The sequence below is a fragment of the Streptomyces xylophagus genome, assembly GCF_000716435.1.
GTDB classification, from domain to species: domain Bacteria; phylum Actinomycetota; class Actinomycetes; order Streptomycetales; family Streptomycetaceae; genus Streptomyces; species Streptomyces xylophagus.
On sequence record NZ_JNWO01000003.1, the window covers coordinates 485,779 to 500,238 of the forward strand.

Consider the following 14,460-nt stretch of genomic DNA (forward strand, 5'->3'; position numbering starts at 1 on the left):
GTACCTAGTCTGATGGGTTTCCCCCGGCGAGGCAAGACCTGCCGGGTGAATGGCTGCTCATCGGCCCTCGAACGACGGCTCGGCCCGCGCGAGAAACGCCTCTACGGCGGCCCGGTGGTCCCGCGTCGCCCCCAGCCGCTCCTGCGCCGCCGCCTCGCGCTCCAGCACGGTGGCGAGGCTCGCGCCGGGCGCGTCCCGCAGCAGCGCCTTGACCTCCGCGTACGCCACGGTCGGCCCGGCGGCGAGCCTCCTGGCCAGCGCCAGACCCTCCGCAGCGGCATCGCCGTCCGGCACGACCCGGTGCACCAGCCCCCACCGCAGCGCCTCCTCCGCGCCGAACCGATCACCGAGCAGCATCAGCGCGGCGGCCCGCGAGGGACCGACCGCCTGCGCCAGCGCACCGCTCAGCCCGCTGTCGGCGGCCAGCCCGATCCCGGTGAACGCGGTCGCGAACCGGGCACCCTCCGCCGCGGCCCCGTTCTCCAACGCCCGGGCGTGCTCCTTGAGATCCTGTCCCACGCAGAAGTGCTTGCCCCGCGCGGTGAGCAGCACAGCCCGGACCGCCACCCCGCCGTCGCGCAACTGGCTTACGGTGCCCAGGAGTTCGCCGCGCAAGGGGGCGTCGAGCGCGGACCTGCGCAGCTCGATGGTGGCGACACCGGCATCCAGGCGATAAGCGACGCCGTCCGGGGATTCGCTCACTCCCACGCGTAGAACCCCTGTCCCGTCTTGCGGCCCAGCTCACCGCGGGCGACCTTGTCGCGCAGCAGTTGCGGCGGGGCGAAGCGCTCGCCGAGGGTGGAGTGCAGGTACTCGGCGATGGCCAGGCGTACGTCGAGGCCGACCAGGTCGGTCAGGCGGAGCGGTCCCATGGGGTGCTTGTAGCCGAGGCTCATCGCGTTGTCGATCGCCTCCGGCTCGGCGACGCCCTCCTCAACCATGCGGATCGCCTCCAGGCCGAGTGCCAGCCCGAGGCGGCTGCTGGCGAAGCCGGGCGAGTCCTTGACGGTCACGTCCTTCTTGCCGAGCGCGTGCGTCCAGTCGAGTGCGGCGCTGACGGCGACGGCCTCGGTGTGGGGCGCGACGACGATCTCGACGAGCGCCGAGGCGGGCACCGGATTGAAGAAGTGCATGCCCAGGAAACGGCCGGGCCGGGTGAGCACGGAGGCGAGTTCGGTGACCGACAGGGAGCTGGTGTTGGTGGCCAGCACGGTCGTCGCACCCACCGCCCGCTCGGCCGCCGCGAGCACACGCGCCTTGAGCCCGGCGTCCTCGGGGACCGCCTCGACGACCAGATCTGCGTCGGCGGGCAGCCCGTCGACCGAGTCCGCCATGGTGACGCGGGCGAGCACCTGCTCGGCGGACTCGCTGAGCAGGCCCCGCTCGGCGGCCCGCTTCAGCCCGGTGGCGACCCGGTCCAGCGCGGCGGCCGAGGCCTGCTCACCGCTCTCCACCACGGTCACGGACGAACCGGCGGCCGCGAAGGACTGCGCGATGCCGGCGCCCATCCGGCCACCGCCGATCACACCGACAACTGCTGGGGCGGAGTGGGGTGTTGGGCTCATGCGCGACTGCTCCTCTTCTCCAGGCCTCTTTTGTCCAAGAAGCGCGTCATACGGTCCTTCTTGTCCTGCCCCTCGAAGAGCACGGCCTGCGCGAGGTCGTCGGCGATCGGGTGGGCGCCGGGTGAGTCGACGACGAGCTTGGTGAGCCTCAGGGCCGTAGCCGAGGACCGTGCCATGCGGTCGAGCAGCGCGTGCGCCTCGTCCAGCAACTTCTCCGCCGGTACGACGTCGATGACCAACCCGGCGGCCAGCGCCGCCGCCGCGTCGAGGTTCCGCCCGGCGAGCAGCACCTGCTTGGCGACGGACTCACCGACCAGCTCGGGCAACCGCCAGCAGGCACCCGCTGCGGCGAGGATGCCGAGTCCCGGCTCCGGGTTGCCGAACACGGCGTCCGGTCCGGCGATACGGAGGTCGCAGGCGTACGAGAGTTCCGCGCCGCCGCCCAGCGCCCAGCCGTCCACCGCGGCGAGGGTCGGCATCGGCAGCCGGCGTACCCGTTCGAAGAGCCGGCTGTTGATGCCCTGCAGCGCCTCGTCCCGCCCGCGTGCCAGCAGCTCCGCGATGTCGGCACCGCCCGCGAAGACCCCGCCGTGGCCGGTGAGCAACAGCAGCTTCGGGTTCTGCTCCAACTGGTCGCAGACGGCGTGCAGTTCGCGGATCATCAGCCCGCTGATGGCGTTGCGGGCCTCGGGGCGGTGCAGGGTGACGACGACGCGGTCCGGGCGCTCCTCGACGAGAAGGGTTTCGTATGCGGTGGCGACGGGGGAACTCGTTCCGGAATCAGGGGAGTTCGGGTCAGTGTCGCGGGGGCCCGAGCCGGCCGCGGTGGCGCTCACACCCGCTCCACGAGCATCGCGACGCCCTGCCCGACACCCACGCACAGCGTGGCCAGGCCCCGGCGCCCGTTCTCGCGCTCCAACCGGCCGATCAGCGTGAGCAGGATGCGGGCGCCGGAGCAGCCGAGGGGATGGCCCAGCGCGATGGCTCCGCCGTCGGCGTTGACCTTCTCCTCGTCGAGCTTGAGGCGGCGCGTGACCGCGATCGCCTGGGCGGCGAACGCCTCGTTCAGTTCTACGGCGTCCAGGTCGCCGGTCTCCCAGCCCGCGCGGGCAAGAACCTTCTCCGTGGCGGGGACCGGGCCGAGGCCCATGATGTGGGGCTGCACCCCGGCCGAGGCCGACGTGACGATCCGCGCCCTCGGGGTGAGTCCGTGGCGCCGGACGGCCGCCCCGCTCGCGACCACCAGCGCGGCGGCGCCGTCGGACAGCGGTGAGGAGGAACCGGCGGTGACGATGCCGCCCTCGCGGAAGATGGTGCGCAGGGAGCCGAGCTTCGCCGGCGTGGTGCCGGGGCGCGGTCCCTCGTCGCGGGTCACCTCGCCGTCCTTCACCGCGACCGGCACGATCTCCCGGTCGAAGTGGCCCAACTCCTGTGCGGTGACGGCTCGTTGATGGCTGCGCAGCGCGAACGCGTCGGACTCGGCGCGGGTGATGCCGTCGAGCGCGGCGACCTCCTCGGCCGTCTCCCCCATCGACAGGGTCTCCTGGGCGGCGAAGCGCGGATTGGTGAAACGCCAGCCGAGCGAGGTGTCGTGCACCTCCCCCGGCTTGGCCCACGGGGTCCCTGGCTTGGCCATCACCCACGGGGCGCGGGTCATCGACTCCACACCGCCGGCGACGACCAGGTCGGCCTCTCCGGCCCGTATCACCTGGGCCGCCGAGGCCACGGCGGTCAGCCCCGAGGCGCACAGCCGGTTGACGGTGTAGCCGGGCACGGTGTGCGGCAACCCGGCCAGCAGTACGGCCATCCGCGCCACATCGCGGTTGTCCTCGCCGGCCTGGTTGGCGGCGCCGAGGATCACCTCGTCCACCTCCTCGGCCGGAATCCCGGCGCGGCGCACCGCCTCGCCGACGACCAGTGCCGCGAGGTCGTCGGGTCGTACGGAGGCCAGGGCTCCGCCGTAGCGGCCCTGCGGGGTGCGGGCCCCGTCGATCAGGTAGACCTCGTCGGAGGACGGCTCAGGCATCGGTGGTCTCCTCGGCGGGGGCGGGTCGGACGGGGCGTCCAGGGGCCTCGGGGCTGGTCCGGGGCATGCGTTCCACCTCTTGACAGGCAGTGGTGTTGCTGGATTACTTGGCCGTGCCGCACGCTAACCGAATGTTCGGTCGGTCCACAAGGTGGTGGAAAAATGACGCAGGCCACGAACACGGCCTCCGGTCCGACGGAGAAGATGTTCGCCGCGGACGAGGCGTCCCGGGCTCTCGGCATCGAGCTCGTCGAGCACGGCGAAGGGACCGCCGTGCTCCGTATGACCGTGACCCCCGCCATGGTCAACGGCCACGGGACCGCCCACGGCGGCTATCTGTTCCTGTTCGCCGACTCCGCCTTCGCCTGTGCCTGCAACAGCCACGGCCCGGTGACCGTGGCCGCCGCGGCCGACATCGACTTCGTCGCCCCGGCGCACGAGGGCGACGTCCTGGTGGCGACCGCGACGGAGCGCACCCGGTTCGGCCGCAGCGGCATCTACGACGTGAGCGTGGTGCGCGGCGAGCAGGTGATCGCGGAGTTCCGCGGACGCAGCCGCAGTATCAGAAGCGCGAAGACGAAGGAGTCTCCATGAGCAGCGACCTGACAGCCCCGGCGGCCCCACCGGCTTCGGCGCCCGTGAGTCCGCGTCTGGGGGAACCACTCCCCGACAGGTTGCTGGACGCCGCCGAGCGCCTCACCCGCGAGGAGCTGCGGGAGCACCAACTCGGCCTCCTCCAGGCCACCTTGAGGCACGCGTACGACAACGTGGAGCTGTACCGCCGCAAGTTCGACGAGGCCGGGGTCAAGCCCGGTGACTGTCACACCCTGGAGGACCTGGCCCGGTTCCCCTTCACCACCAAGGCCGACCTGCGGGACACCTACCCCTTCGGCATGTTCGCCGTCCCCATGGACCAGGTCCGCCGCGTCCACGCCTCCAGCGGCACCACCGGCCGCCCCACGGTCGTCGGCTACACAGAGAACGATATTTCCATGTGGGCCGACGTGGTGGCCCGCTCGATCCGCGCGGCCGGCGGCCGCCCCGGTCACAAGATCCATGTGTCGTACGGCTATGGGTTGTTCACCGGTGGTCTGGGCGCCCACTACGGCGCCGAGCGCGCGGGCTGCACCGTGATCCCCGCCTCCGGCGGCATGACCGCGCGCCAGGTGCAGATCATCCAGGACTTCAAACCCGAGATCATCATGGTCACCCCGTCCTACATGCTCACCCTCCTCGACGAGTTCGAGCGCCAGGGCATCGACCCGCGCACCAGCTCCCTCAAGGTGGGCATCTTCGGCGCCGAGCCGTGGACGGAGGAGATGCGTCGCGAGATCGAGGAGCGCATGGACATCCACGCGGTGGACATCTACGGCCTGTCGGAGGTGATCGGCCCGGGCGTGGCGCAGGAGTGCGTGGAGACCAAGGACGGCCTCCATGTGTGGGAGGACCACTTCTACCCGGAGGTCGTCGACCCGCTCACCGACGAGGTGCTCCCCGACGGCGACAACGGCGAACTGGTCTTCACCTCCCTCACCAAGGAGGCCCTGCCGATCATCCGCTACCGCACCCGCGACCTGACCCGGCTGCTGCCCGGCACCGCCCGCCCGGCCTTCCGGCGGATCGAGAAGATCACCGGTCGCTGCGACGACATGATCATCCTGCGCGGGGTGAACGTCTTCCCCAGCCAGATCGAGGAGATCATCCTGCGCACCCCCGCCGTCGCGCCGCACTTCACGATCCAGCTGAGCCGACGCGGCCGCATGGACCACATGACGGTCCGCGCCGAGGCCCGCCCCGGCGCCACTCCCGAGCAGCGGGATGCCGCCGCCGCGGCGATCGGCAAGGGCGTCAAGGACGGCGTGGGCGTGACCGTGGCGGTGGAGATCGTCGATCCGGAGACCCTGGAGCGCTCGGTGGGGAAGATCCGCCGGGTGAAGGATCTGCGGGGGCAGTGAGATCCGAGGCGGTTCTGTCCGGTGCGGTCGCCGGCCTTGTCACAATGGCCCGGTGACCAGGACACCTGTGCAGAACCCGGCCGGCCGCCACGGCCGTCCCGCCTACGACCGCGACTCGCTGCTGGAGATCGCCGTCGTGGTCTTCAACGAACGCGGCTACGACGGCACCGGCATGGAGGAACTGGCCAGGCGCCTGGGCCTCAGCAAGTCGAGCATCTACCACCACGTGTCCGGCAAGGAGGAACTCCTCGAACTCGCGGTCAACCGCGCCCTGGACGCCCTCTTCGCCGTGCTCGACGAGGAGGAGAAGCAGACGCGGGGCCCGGGCGGCGGGTCCCCGGAGACCACGGCGACCGCCCGGATGAAGCGCATCGTCCATCGCAGCGTCGAGGTGCTCGCCGCCGAACTGCCCTACGTCACCCTGCTGTTGCGGCTGCACGGCAACAGCGAGGTCGAGCAGCGGGCGCTCGCCCGGCGCCGTGAATTCGACCACCGGGTCGCCGAGTTGATGAGCCGGGCGGCGGCCGAGGGCGGCATACGGGCGGACATCGACCCGCACCTCGCGAGCCGGCTGCTGTTCGGCACCGTCAACTCCCTCGTGGAGTGGTACCGCCCGGACCGCGACCTGACCGTGTCGACGCTGGCCGACGCCCTGACGACCATCCTCTTCGACGGCCTGCACGGACGCGCCGCGGACTGAGAGGCACGACAGACCCAACTCCCCACCCCCGCAAGCCACATGACCCACCCGAGTACGATGATCGAGAGCTCGGCCCGATCCCCGTTCCGCCCGCCGCGATGGAGTTGCCATGCCGACCGACCCCCAGCCGTCACCGCAGATCGACACCGGCAAGGCGCATCCCGCGCGGGTCTACGACTGGCTGCTCGGCGGCAAGGACAACTACCCGGTCGACGAGGCCGTCGGCGAGGCGCTGCCGCCCGAGGCGAGGGACGCGGCGCGGCAGAACCGTGCGTTCATGCACCGCGCGGCGACCTGGCTCGCCGGCCAGGGCATCGACCAGTTCCTGGACATCGGCACGGGCATCCCCACCGAGCCCAACCTGCACCAGATCGTCCAGAAGACGGTGCCGACGGCGAAGGTCGTCTACACCGACAACGACCCGATCGTCCTGCGTCACGCCGAGGCACTCCTGGTCAGCCACGCCGACGGGGTCACCGACTACATCCAGGCCGACGTACGACAGCCCGAGGCCATCGTCGAACACGCCCGCCACGTCCTGGACTTCAGCCGCCCGATCGCCCTCTCGCTGATCGCGCTGATGCACTTCATCCCCGACGAGCAGGACGCCCACGGCATCGTCCGCGACCTCGTCGCCACCCTGCCGTCCGGCAGCTACCTGGTGCTGTCGCACGCCGCGTCCGACCTCTACCCCGAACTCGCCGAACAGGTCACCGCCCAGTACGCCAAGGGCGGCATCACACTCGGCTTCCGCACCCGCAAGGAAGTGGAACGCTTCTTCGACGATCTCGACCTGGTGGAACCCGGCCTGGTGACGGCGACGGAGTGGCAGCCCCCGACGCCGGGCGAGGCCCTGGAGGGCAGCGGGATCTACGCGGCGGTGGCGCGGGTCCGCTGAATCCGGATCAGCGCTGGATGTCCTCGTGCAGGTGCACGACGAGCCAGTGGCCGTCGGGATGCGCGCGGCGCAGCACCGCGGTGTTGCGGGCCAGGTCCGGCGGGGCGGCGCGGTAGTCGACCCGCAGCCAGTAGCGGGCCACCGCCAAGTCACCGAAGATGTCGACGACTTGACCGTACGCCGTGAGACCCGTCTCGGTGGGGGCACCGTCACCCGTCGGGCGGCCGTCCCGGACGCGGTCCAACTCGCTTTTTCCGCAGAGGAGTTCGGGGGTCGCCGAGTCCCAGACGGTGGCCTCGGGGTCGAGGAAGGAGTCGATGCGGTCACGGTCGCCCGCGGTGTAGCCCTCGTACATGCCCGTGATCACCGACCACACCTCGGCCAGGTCGGCGGGCGCGCCACCCGGGCGGGCGGAACGGGACTGTGAAGTCGGCATGGCGGAGTCCTTGCGTGGGGTGGGTGAGCGGGGTGCGGGGTGGAACGGGTGCGGCCCGGGTCAGGACAGGACGACCAGGTCCCGGGGCGTGCGGTTGAGGCGCTCGCCGCCCTCCTCCGTGCAGATCACGATGTCCTCGATCCGTGCTCCGTACCGGCCGGGAAGGTAGATGCCGGGTTCGACGGAGAAAGCCATGCCCGGTGCGAGGGGGAGTTGGTTGCCGGTGACGATGTAGGGCTCCTCGTGGCTCTCCAGGCCGATGCCGTGTCCGGTGCGGTGGATGAAGTGCGGCCCGTATCCGGCGTCGGCGATGAAGTCCCGGCCGACGGCGTCGAGTTGGCCGGCCGTGATACCCGGCCGTACGGCATCCGTCTGCGCGCGTTGGGCGCTCAGCAGCACGTCGTGGAGCCGGCGGAAGTCGGCGGGCGGCTCGCCCACGGCGTACACGCGGGTCGAGTCGGAGCAGTAACCGTCCTGCGTCGTGCCGCCGATGTCGACCACCACGGGGTCGCCGGGCCGGATGGTGCGGTCGGACAGTTCGTGGTGCGGGCTGGCACTGTTCGGGCCGGAGCCGACGATGACGAAGTCGACCCGGACATGCCCCTCGGCGACGATCGCGTCCGCGATGTCCCGGCCGACCTCGCGTTCGGTACGCCCGGCCCGCAGCCACTCCCCCATGCGCGCGTGCACCCGGTCGATGGCCGCACCGGCCCGGCGCAGGGCGGCAGCCTCCCGCGGGGTCTTGCGCATCCGCAGCGCGTTCAGCACCTCACCGGCCAACTCCTGGCGGGCGTCCGGCAGTACGGTCCGGAAGGCGAGGGTCTTCTCCGCCCACATGCGGTTGTCGACGCCGATGCGGGCGGTGCGCGCGGGCAGCCGGGCCGCGACGAGGGCGTACGGGTCGTCGGTCTCGCCCCAGCCGATGATCTCGATGCCCAGGTCAACGGCCGGGGACGCCTTCGCGGCGAGTTCCTCCAGGGCCGGCACGAGCAGGAAGGGGTCACCGTCGGCCGGCAGCACCAGACAGGTCAGCCGCTCCAGGGGCTTGGCGTCGTAGCCGGTGAGATAGCGCAGATCCGCACCGGGCGAGATCAACAGGGCGTCCAGACCGGCTCGGGCGGTGGCATCGCGGGCGGTGCGGAGGCGGTCCGGCGGGTACAGCAGGTCCGCTGGGTGGCCGGAGTGGCCGTCGTCGGGCATGGCCGCGTAGGGCATGGGTCCTCCGTGAAGTGTCGTTGAAATCGGGAGAGTTGCGTGGCCCCCTGCGCGAACCCGTCGGCCGGGAAAGGCGCGTAGGTCGCGTACCTCGTGGGCGAATCGACGGCCGGGAAGGTGGCGCCCCTCTCAGGTGGACCGTCCGGCCCCGCTCAGGCCGCGTACAACCGGCACGCCACGCCCCCCGCGATCAACTGCGGCTCCTCGCGGTCGCAGCCGTCGAAGGCCTGCGGGCAGCGGGGGTGGAAGCGGCAACCGCTCGGCGGATCGGCGGGATCGGGTACGTCGCCGGGGAGTTCGGCGGGCAGCACTCCCGCCCCGTCGGGCTTCGGTACGGCGGCCAGCAGCGCGCGGGTGTAGGGGTGCCGCGGGTCGTCCCAGACCTCGGCGGTGGGGCCGGTCTCCACGATCCGCCCGAGGTACATCACGGCGATCCGGTCGGCGATGAGCCGTACGACGGACAGGTCGTGGCTGATGAACAGTAGCCCGGCGCCCGACTCGACGGCCAACGACCGCATCAGCGTGGCAACTTGGAGCTGGGCGGAGGCGTCGAGGGCGGAGATCGGTTCGTCGCCCACGAGCAGTCGGGGCCGGGCGGCGAGTGCCCGTGCGATGGCGATGCGCTGCCGTTGCCCGCCGGAGAACTCCTGCGGATAGCGCTCGGCGGCGCTCGCCGACAGCCCCACCCGGGTCAACAGCTCCTCCGGGGTGGTGACTTCGGCCCCCTCACCGCGTCCGGCCGCCGCACGAATGCCGTCGGCGATCTGCGCGCCCACCCGGCGCCGCGGATTGAGGGAGCCGTACGGGTCCTGGAAGACCATCTGGACGCCGGTGAGGGCCGGATCGCGCCGCCGCACCCGCAACGGCCGTACCGGTGTGCCGTCGTAGGTGATCCGGCCTTCCGCAGGTGCGGTGAGTCCGCAGACCGCCCGCGCCAGGGTCGACTTGCCGCAGCCCGACTCGCCCACCAGGCCGACGACTTCACCGGCCCGCACCTGGAGGCTGACCCCGGCGACGGCACGGGTGGGCAGTGCGCCAGGCCGGTGGTACTGGACGACGAGGTCGTCGACCGAGAGGAGGGGGGCCGTCGGGTCGGGGGTCATGCGGTGCTCCTTCCGGGGAGCGCGTCCAGGAGCGTACGGGTGTACTCGTGCCGCGGCTCGGTGAGTACCTGGCCGCGCGCACCCGTCTCCACGACCAGTCCGTGGCGCATCACGCTCACTTCGTCGGCGATCGCGGACATCACGCCCAGGTCGTGGGTGACCAGGAGGACGGCGAGGCCCAGGTCGTCGCAGAGGCCGCGCAGCAGCCGCAGTACGCCGGCCTGTACGGTCACGTCGAGGGCGGTGGTCGGTTCGTCGGCGATCAGCACCTTCGGTTCGCAGGCGAGGGCTATGGCGATCGCGATGCGCTGGCGCATTCCGCCGGAGAACTGGTGGGGGTAACGCCCCAGCGCCTCCCGGGGGTTGGGGATGCGGACCTGCGTCAGCAGATCAACTGCCTTCTCCCTCGCGGCCTTTCGGTTCAGCTTCAGGTGGTGGCGCAGGTGGTCCGTGAGTTGGTGGCCGATGCTGAGCATGGGGTGCAGGCTGGTGGACGGGTCCTGGAACACCATGCTCACCGATCGCCCACGCAGCGCGGCCAGTTGACGGGTCGGCAGGGTCAGCAGGTCCGTGCCCTCCAGCTCGATACGACCGCCCGTGCGGGCGCCCGGCGGCAGCAGGCCCAGCGCCGCCAGACCGGTCATGGTCTTGCCCGAACCGCTCTCCCCCGCGAGCCCGTGCACCTGACCGGGCCGCACCGCGAGGTCGACTCCGCCGAGGATGCGACGGCCACCCAGGTCGAGGGTCAGACCACTGATCTCCAGCACGTTGCCGTCGGTCATGCGACCCGCTCCTTCTCCGCGCCGATCGTGCGGGCCGTGCCGGGGTCGAGGGCGTCCCGGAGCGTGTCGCCGAGGAAGTTGAAGGCGAGGACGACGGTGAGGATGGCCAGCCCGGGGAAGACCCCGATCCACCACTTGTCGAACTGCTGGGTGCCGTCCGCCACCATCGCGCCCCACTCGGCGGTCGGCGGCTTCGCGCCGAGCCCGAGGAAGGACAGCCCGGACAGCAGCAGCGTCGCGGTGCCGATGTCGAGGGTGGCCAGGACCAGCAGCGGCCCGAGCACGTTGGGCAGGATGTCGACGCGCAGGGACCGCCAGGCTGAGAAGCCCAACAGCCGTCCGCTGAGCACGAATTCACGATTCCGTAGTCCCATCACCAGGCCACGGGTGACGCGGGCGTACGACGGCCAGGACACCACCAGGACGGCCAGTACCGCGTTCTGCAGGCTGGCGCCGAGCGCGGCGGCGACCACCATCGCGAGGATGACGGTGGGGAAGGCGAACACCAGGTCCGCGATCCGCATCACGACCTCGTCCACCCACCGCCCGAAGAACCCGGCGCAGGCCCCGAGCACCCCGCCGACCAGCAGCGACATGGCGACCAGCAGCAGGGCCAGCGGGATGGAGACCCGGGCGCCGTACAGCACCCGGCTCAGCACGTCCCGGCCCAGCTCGTCCGTGCCGAACCAGTGCCCGGCGCCGGGGGCGGTCAGCCGGGGCAGGTCCTGCGCGAGGGGGTCATGCGGGGCGAGCAGCGGGGCGGCGATCACGATGACCAGCCAGAACGCGGCGACCAGTCCGCCCGTCACCGCGAGCGGCCGGCGCCAGGCGGGCGGCAGCCGTCGTAGGAGACCGCGTTTCACCGTGCCTTCGAGGCCGGGTTCCACCGTGGGTTTCGCCGCGCCCTCAGGACTGCGTTTCACTGGACCCTCACCCTCGGGTCGATCACGCCGTACAGGACGTCCACGGCGAGGTTGACGATCAGGTACACCAGGCCTACGACCAGTCCGACGCCCATGACGGCGGGCAGGTCGAGGGTGGTCGCGCTGCGGTAGGCGTAGGCGCCGAGGCCCGGCCAGGCGAAGATCGACTCGACCAGGACGGTGCCGGAGAGCAGCGCGCCGAAGGCAAGTCCGGCGACCGTGATGACGGGGACGAGGGCCGCCCGGAGGACGTACTGGAAGAGGACCGTGCGGCCGGGCAGACCCTTGGCGCGGGCCGCGCGGACGTAGTCCTGGTTCAGGACCTCCAGGACGGCGGAGCGGGTGAAGCGGGTGAGCAGGCCGACGGTGTATGCCGTCAACACCAGTGCGGGGAGGGCGAGATGGCCCACCGCGCTCCAGAACACCGGCCACTGACCGGCGAGTGCCGCGTCGACCGTGTAGAGGCCCGTGACGTGCGGTGGGGCGGTCATGCCGGGGTCGAGGCGGCCGCTGCCCGGGGCCCAGCCGAGCCGGTAGAAGAAGACGTAGAAGGCGAGCAGTGCCAGCCAGAAGGTCGGGACGGAGACCCCCAACAGGCTGACCACGCGCAGGAGTTGGTCGGTGAAGCGGTCCCGGCGCAACGCCGCGATGACACCGAACGCGACACCCACGATCAGCGAGACCACGATCGCGGCACCGGCGAGTTCCAGGGTGGCGGGGACGGCCGTCGACAGGTCGGTGAGGACCGACTGGTGGCTCTGCTGGGACTCGCCGAGGTCGCCGTGGAGGAGGTTGCCGAGATAGGTGACGTACTGGACCGGGAGTGGCTTGTCGAGGCCGTAGTGGTGGCGGAACTGGGCGACGATAGCCGGATCGCCGATCGCGCGCTGGCCGAGGTTGGCCGCCGCCGGGTCGCCCGGGACCAGGTTGGTGAGGACGAACGTCACCAGGGTCACGCCGAGAGCGAGCAGGACGGCGGTGGCGGTACGGCGGAGGAGGAAACGGGCGAGGGGGTGGCGGGCGAGGAGACGGCGGCGGGGGCCGGGGAGACGGCGGGCGGTCGGGCTGGCGGCGAGGAGGCGGTCGCCGTCACCGCTGCCCGCACCCTCGCGGCCTTCGCTACCCGCACCCTTCCCGCCCGCTCCCTTACTTGGCACCCAGCGCGGCGACATCGATCGTCCATACGGGGTTGTAGGCGACGCCGGTGACGGACGCGGCGGAGACGGTGTTCCGGCTGGGCTGCATCAGGGGGATGAAGGGGCCGGAGGCGTTCATGCGGGTCTGGATCTGCTCGTACAGCGTCTTGCGGGTGTCGTCGCCGATCGTGGTGGCGGCCTTGTCGCCGAGCGCGGTGAGGGTGGGGTCGGCGCCGGCCTTCCAGTCCGCGCGCAGGCCGACGAGGTTGCCGGGCAGGAAGGTCAGGTAGTCGCTGGGGTCCGGGTAGTCCGGTCCCCAGTACCAGAGGCCCAACTGCTCTTTTCCGTTGCGGTAGTTGTCGAGTTCCGTGGTGGTCGGCGCGGGAGCCAGCGTGACGGTGATGCCGACCTCCTTCAGCTGTGCTTGGACCCGTTCGGCGAGGGTCTGGAGGGAGAGGCCGTCGACGGTCAGGTCGCTGGCGTAGCCGAGGGTGACGGAGGGCTTGGCGATCCCGCTCGCCGTCAGGGCCGCCTTCGCTCCCGCGAGGTCGCGGCCGGCGGCCTCGGAGGCGGGGAGCGCGCCGAGGAAGGTCGACGGGATGACGCCGGCGGGCTGGACGGAGCCGGTGCCGGCGAGTGACAGCAGGCTCTTGTAGTCGATGCCCTTGCGCACCGCCTCGGCGAACTTCGCGTTGGCCGTCGTACTGCTGACCTTGGTGTTCCGGTTGAGCAGCAGGAAGATCACGTCCGAGGACGCGCCACTGTCCACCTTGAGCCCGCCGCTGAGCCCGGTGACCTGGTCGGAGGTGAGGTCGAGGGCGATCTGGCTGTCGCCGCGCTGGACGTTCAGCTTCTGGGTGGGGGCCTGGACGTTGCGGAGGACGATCTTGTCGTACGTGGGCTTGTCCGAGCCGGTGTACTTGGGGTTCTTCGTCAGGACGACCTGGGTGTTCGTGTTGAACGAGGTGAGCGTGTACGGCCCGGAGCCGGCCGACGTGGTGTTGAGGTACTTCTCCGCCCCGTCCGTCGCGGTCGCCGAGCCGCCGTGCGCCTGGACCGTCTTCGCGCTGAGGATGCCGAGCGCGGGGTTGGGGAGGATGAACGGGAGCGCCGGGTTGGCCTTCTTGGAGACCAGGGTGACGGTGGAGGCGTCGGTCTTGGTGACCGTGACGCCGTCGAGCAGGAACGACGGGTTGCCCTTGAGCGCGATCACCCGGTTCAGCGAGAAGACGACATCGTCGGCGGTGACCGCGCTGCCGTCGGCGAACTTCGCGCCCGCACGCAAATGCAGGGTGAGCGTCTTGCCGTCAGCGGACTGCTCGTAGGAGGAGGCAAGGCCCGGTACCGGCTTGGTGACGTCGGAGCCCTTGAAGGACAGCAGCGTCTCGTAGAGCGCCTTGTCCACGATCTGCCCGGTCGGCTCGAACTCACGGCCCGGGTCGGCGGTCTTCAGGTTGAACGACGTGTCGACGACCAGGGTCTTGCCGGCCGAGGAGCCGGAGGCGCTCGTACCGCCGGAGCAGGCGCTCAGGGCGAGCGCCGCGACCGCGACGAGCGGGAGTGCCACCGGGTACGAGCCGGCACTGAATCTGGGCATGCGTGCCTCCGTGAGCAGGGCGGAGCGGAAGAAGGCCGGGCGAGAGCGGGCGGACACCGGGAGGGGACCTGGACGATTCGCCGTTAGGGTGGCCTGAAACTAACCAATACTCTCGGCCGCGGTG

15 protein-coding genes are annotated in these 14,460 nt (G+C 71.3%); 4 read left to right on the forward strand and 11 right to left on the reverse strand.

From position 1 onward, the window contains the following. Positions 1 to 57 precede the first annotated feature (57 nt). From OO70_RS09265 to OO70_RS09280, 4 genes are all read right to left on the reverse strand, one after another. Positions 58 to 708 carry an enoyl-CoA hydratase/isomerase family protein gene (locus tag OO70_RS09265; protein WP_051740950.1) on the reverse strand — a complete coding sequence of 217 codons (651 nt, stop codon included), beginning with the start codon at positions 706 to 708 and terminating at the stop codon, positions 58 to 60. Next, positions 699 to 1,565: a 3-hydroxyacyl-CoA dehydrogenase family protein gene (locus OO70_RS09270; RefSeq protein ID WP_043666645.1), complete on the reverse strand. Its 867-nt coding sequence runs from the start codon at positions 1,563 to 1,565 to the stop codon at positions 699 to 701. The genes OO70_RS09265 and OO70_RS09270 overlap by 10 nt, the downstream gene beginning before the upstream one ends. Further along, positions 1,562 to 2,266 (reverse strand): enoyl-CoA hydratase/isomerase family protein, encoded by a 705-nt coding sequence (locus tag OO70_RS09275; RefSeq protein ID WP_234336800.1) that lies wholly within the window; start codon positions 2,264 to 2,266, stop codon positions 1,562 to 1,564. The genes OO70_RS09270 and OO70_RS09275 overlap by 4 nt, the downstream gene beginning before the upstream one ends. Positions 2,267 to 2,397: 131 nt before the next feature. Continuing rightward, complete coding sequence (locus tag OO70_RS09280; protein WP_043666649.1) at positions 2,398 to 3,591, reverse strand: thiolase family protein; 1,194 nt, start codon at positions 3,589 to 3,591, stop codon at positions 2,398 to 2,400. 162 nt (positions 3,592 to 3,753) lie between these two features. Here OO70_RS09280 and paaI point away from each other — a divergent pair, with 162 nt between their 5' ends. The 4 genes from paaI (at position 3,754) to OO70_RS09300 (ending at position 7,144) form a co-directional block, all read left to right on the forward strand. Further along, a complete protein-coding gene (paaI, locus tag OO70_RS09285; protein ID WP_043666651.1) occupies positions 3,754 to 4,185 on the forward strand; it encodes a hydroxyphenylacetyl-CoA thioesterase PaaI in 432 nt (143 codons plus the stop codon). Next, on the forward strand, positions 4,182 to 5,546 hold the full coding sequence (gene paaK, locus OO70_RS09290; RefSeq protein WP_043666653.1) for a phenylacetate--CoA ligase PaaK: 1,365 nt from the start codon (positions 4,182 to 4,184) through the stop codon (positions 5,544 to 5,546). The genes paaI and paaK overlap by 4 nt, the downstream gene beginning before the upstream one ends. Before the next feature lie 52 nt (positions 5,547 to 5,598). Beyond that, on the forward strand, positions 5,599 to 6,246 hold the full coding sequence (locus OO70_RS09295; protein ID WP_234336796.1) for a TetR/AcrR family transcriptional regulator: 648 nt from the start codon (positions 5,599 to 5,601) through the stop codon (positions 6,244 to 6,246). 109 nt (positions 6,247 to 6,355) lie between these two features. Further along, positions 6,356 to 7,144, forward strand: a complete 789-nt coding sequence (locus OO70_RS09300; protein WP_043666657.1) for an SAM-dependent methyltransferase — start codon at positions 6,356 to 6,358, stop codon at positions 7,142 to 7,144. 7 nt (positions 7,145 to 7,151) lie between these two features. On the opposite strand, the gene OO70_RS09305 is transcribed toward OO70_RS09300, so the two are convergent. The 7 genes from OO70_RS09305 to OO70_RS09335 form a co-directional block, all read right to left on the reverse strand. Next, a complete protein-coding gene (locus OO70_RS09305; protein ID WP_043666659.1) occupies positions 7,152 to 7,580 on the reverse strand; it encodes a DUF4440 domain-containing protein in 429 nt (142 codons plus the stop codon). A 60-nt stretch (positions 7,581 to 7,640) separates the two neighbouring features. Next, positions 7,641 to 8,795 carry a M24 family metallopeptidase gene (locus OO70_RS09310; RefSeq protein WP_199827278.1) on the reverse strand — a complete coding sequence of 385 codons (1,155 nt, stop codon included), beginning with the start codon at positions 8,793 to 8,795 and terminating at the stop codon, positions 7,641 to 7,643. Between the two features lie 152 nt (positions 8,796 to 8,947). After that, complete coding sequence (locus OO70_RS09315; protein ID WP_043666661.1) at positions 8,948 to 9,898, reverse strand: oligopeptide/dipeptide ABC transporter ATP-binding protein; 951 nt, start codon at positions 9,896 to 9,898, stop codon at positions 8,948 to 8,950. Continuing rightward, positions 9,895 to 10,680: an ABC transporter ATP-binding protein gene (locus OO70_RS09320; RefSeq protein ID WP_043666664.1), complete on the reverse strand. Its 786-nt coding sequence runs from the start codon at positions 10,678 to 10,680 to the stop codon at positions 9,895 to 9,897. The genes OO70_RS09315 and OO70_RS09320 overlap by 4 nt, the downstream gene beginning before the upstream one ends. Then, positions 10,677 to 11,603: an ABC transporter permease gene (locus OO70_RS09325; RefSeq protein ID WP_234336797.1), complete on the reverse strand. Its 927-nt coding sequence runs from the start codon at positions 11,601 to 11,603 to the stop codon at positions 10,677 to 10,679. Before OO70_RS09325 ends, OO70_RS09320 begins: the two co-directional genes overlap by 4 nt. Then, the gene (locus OO70_RS09330) at positions 11,600 to 12,775 is read right to left on the reverse strand and encodes an ABC transporter permease (protein WP_043666667.1); all 1,176 of its coding nucleotides are present in this window, start codon (positions 12,773 to 12,775) and stop codon (positions 11,600 to 11,602) included. The genes OO70_RS09325 and OO70_RS09330 overlap by 4 nt, the downstream gene beginning before the upstream one ends. Then, the gene (locus OO70_RS09335) at positions 12,750 to 14,336 is read right to left on the reverse strand and encodes an ABC transporter substrate-binding protein (RefSeq protein ID WP_051740952.1); all 1,587 of its coding nucleotides are present in this window, start codon (positions 14,334 to 14,336) and stop codon (positions 12,750 to 12,752) included. The genes OO70_RS09330 and OO70_RS09335 overlap by 26 nt, the downstream gene beginning before the upstream one ends. Positions 14,337 to 14,460: the final 124 nt, after the last annotated feature.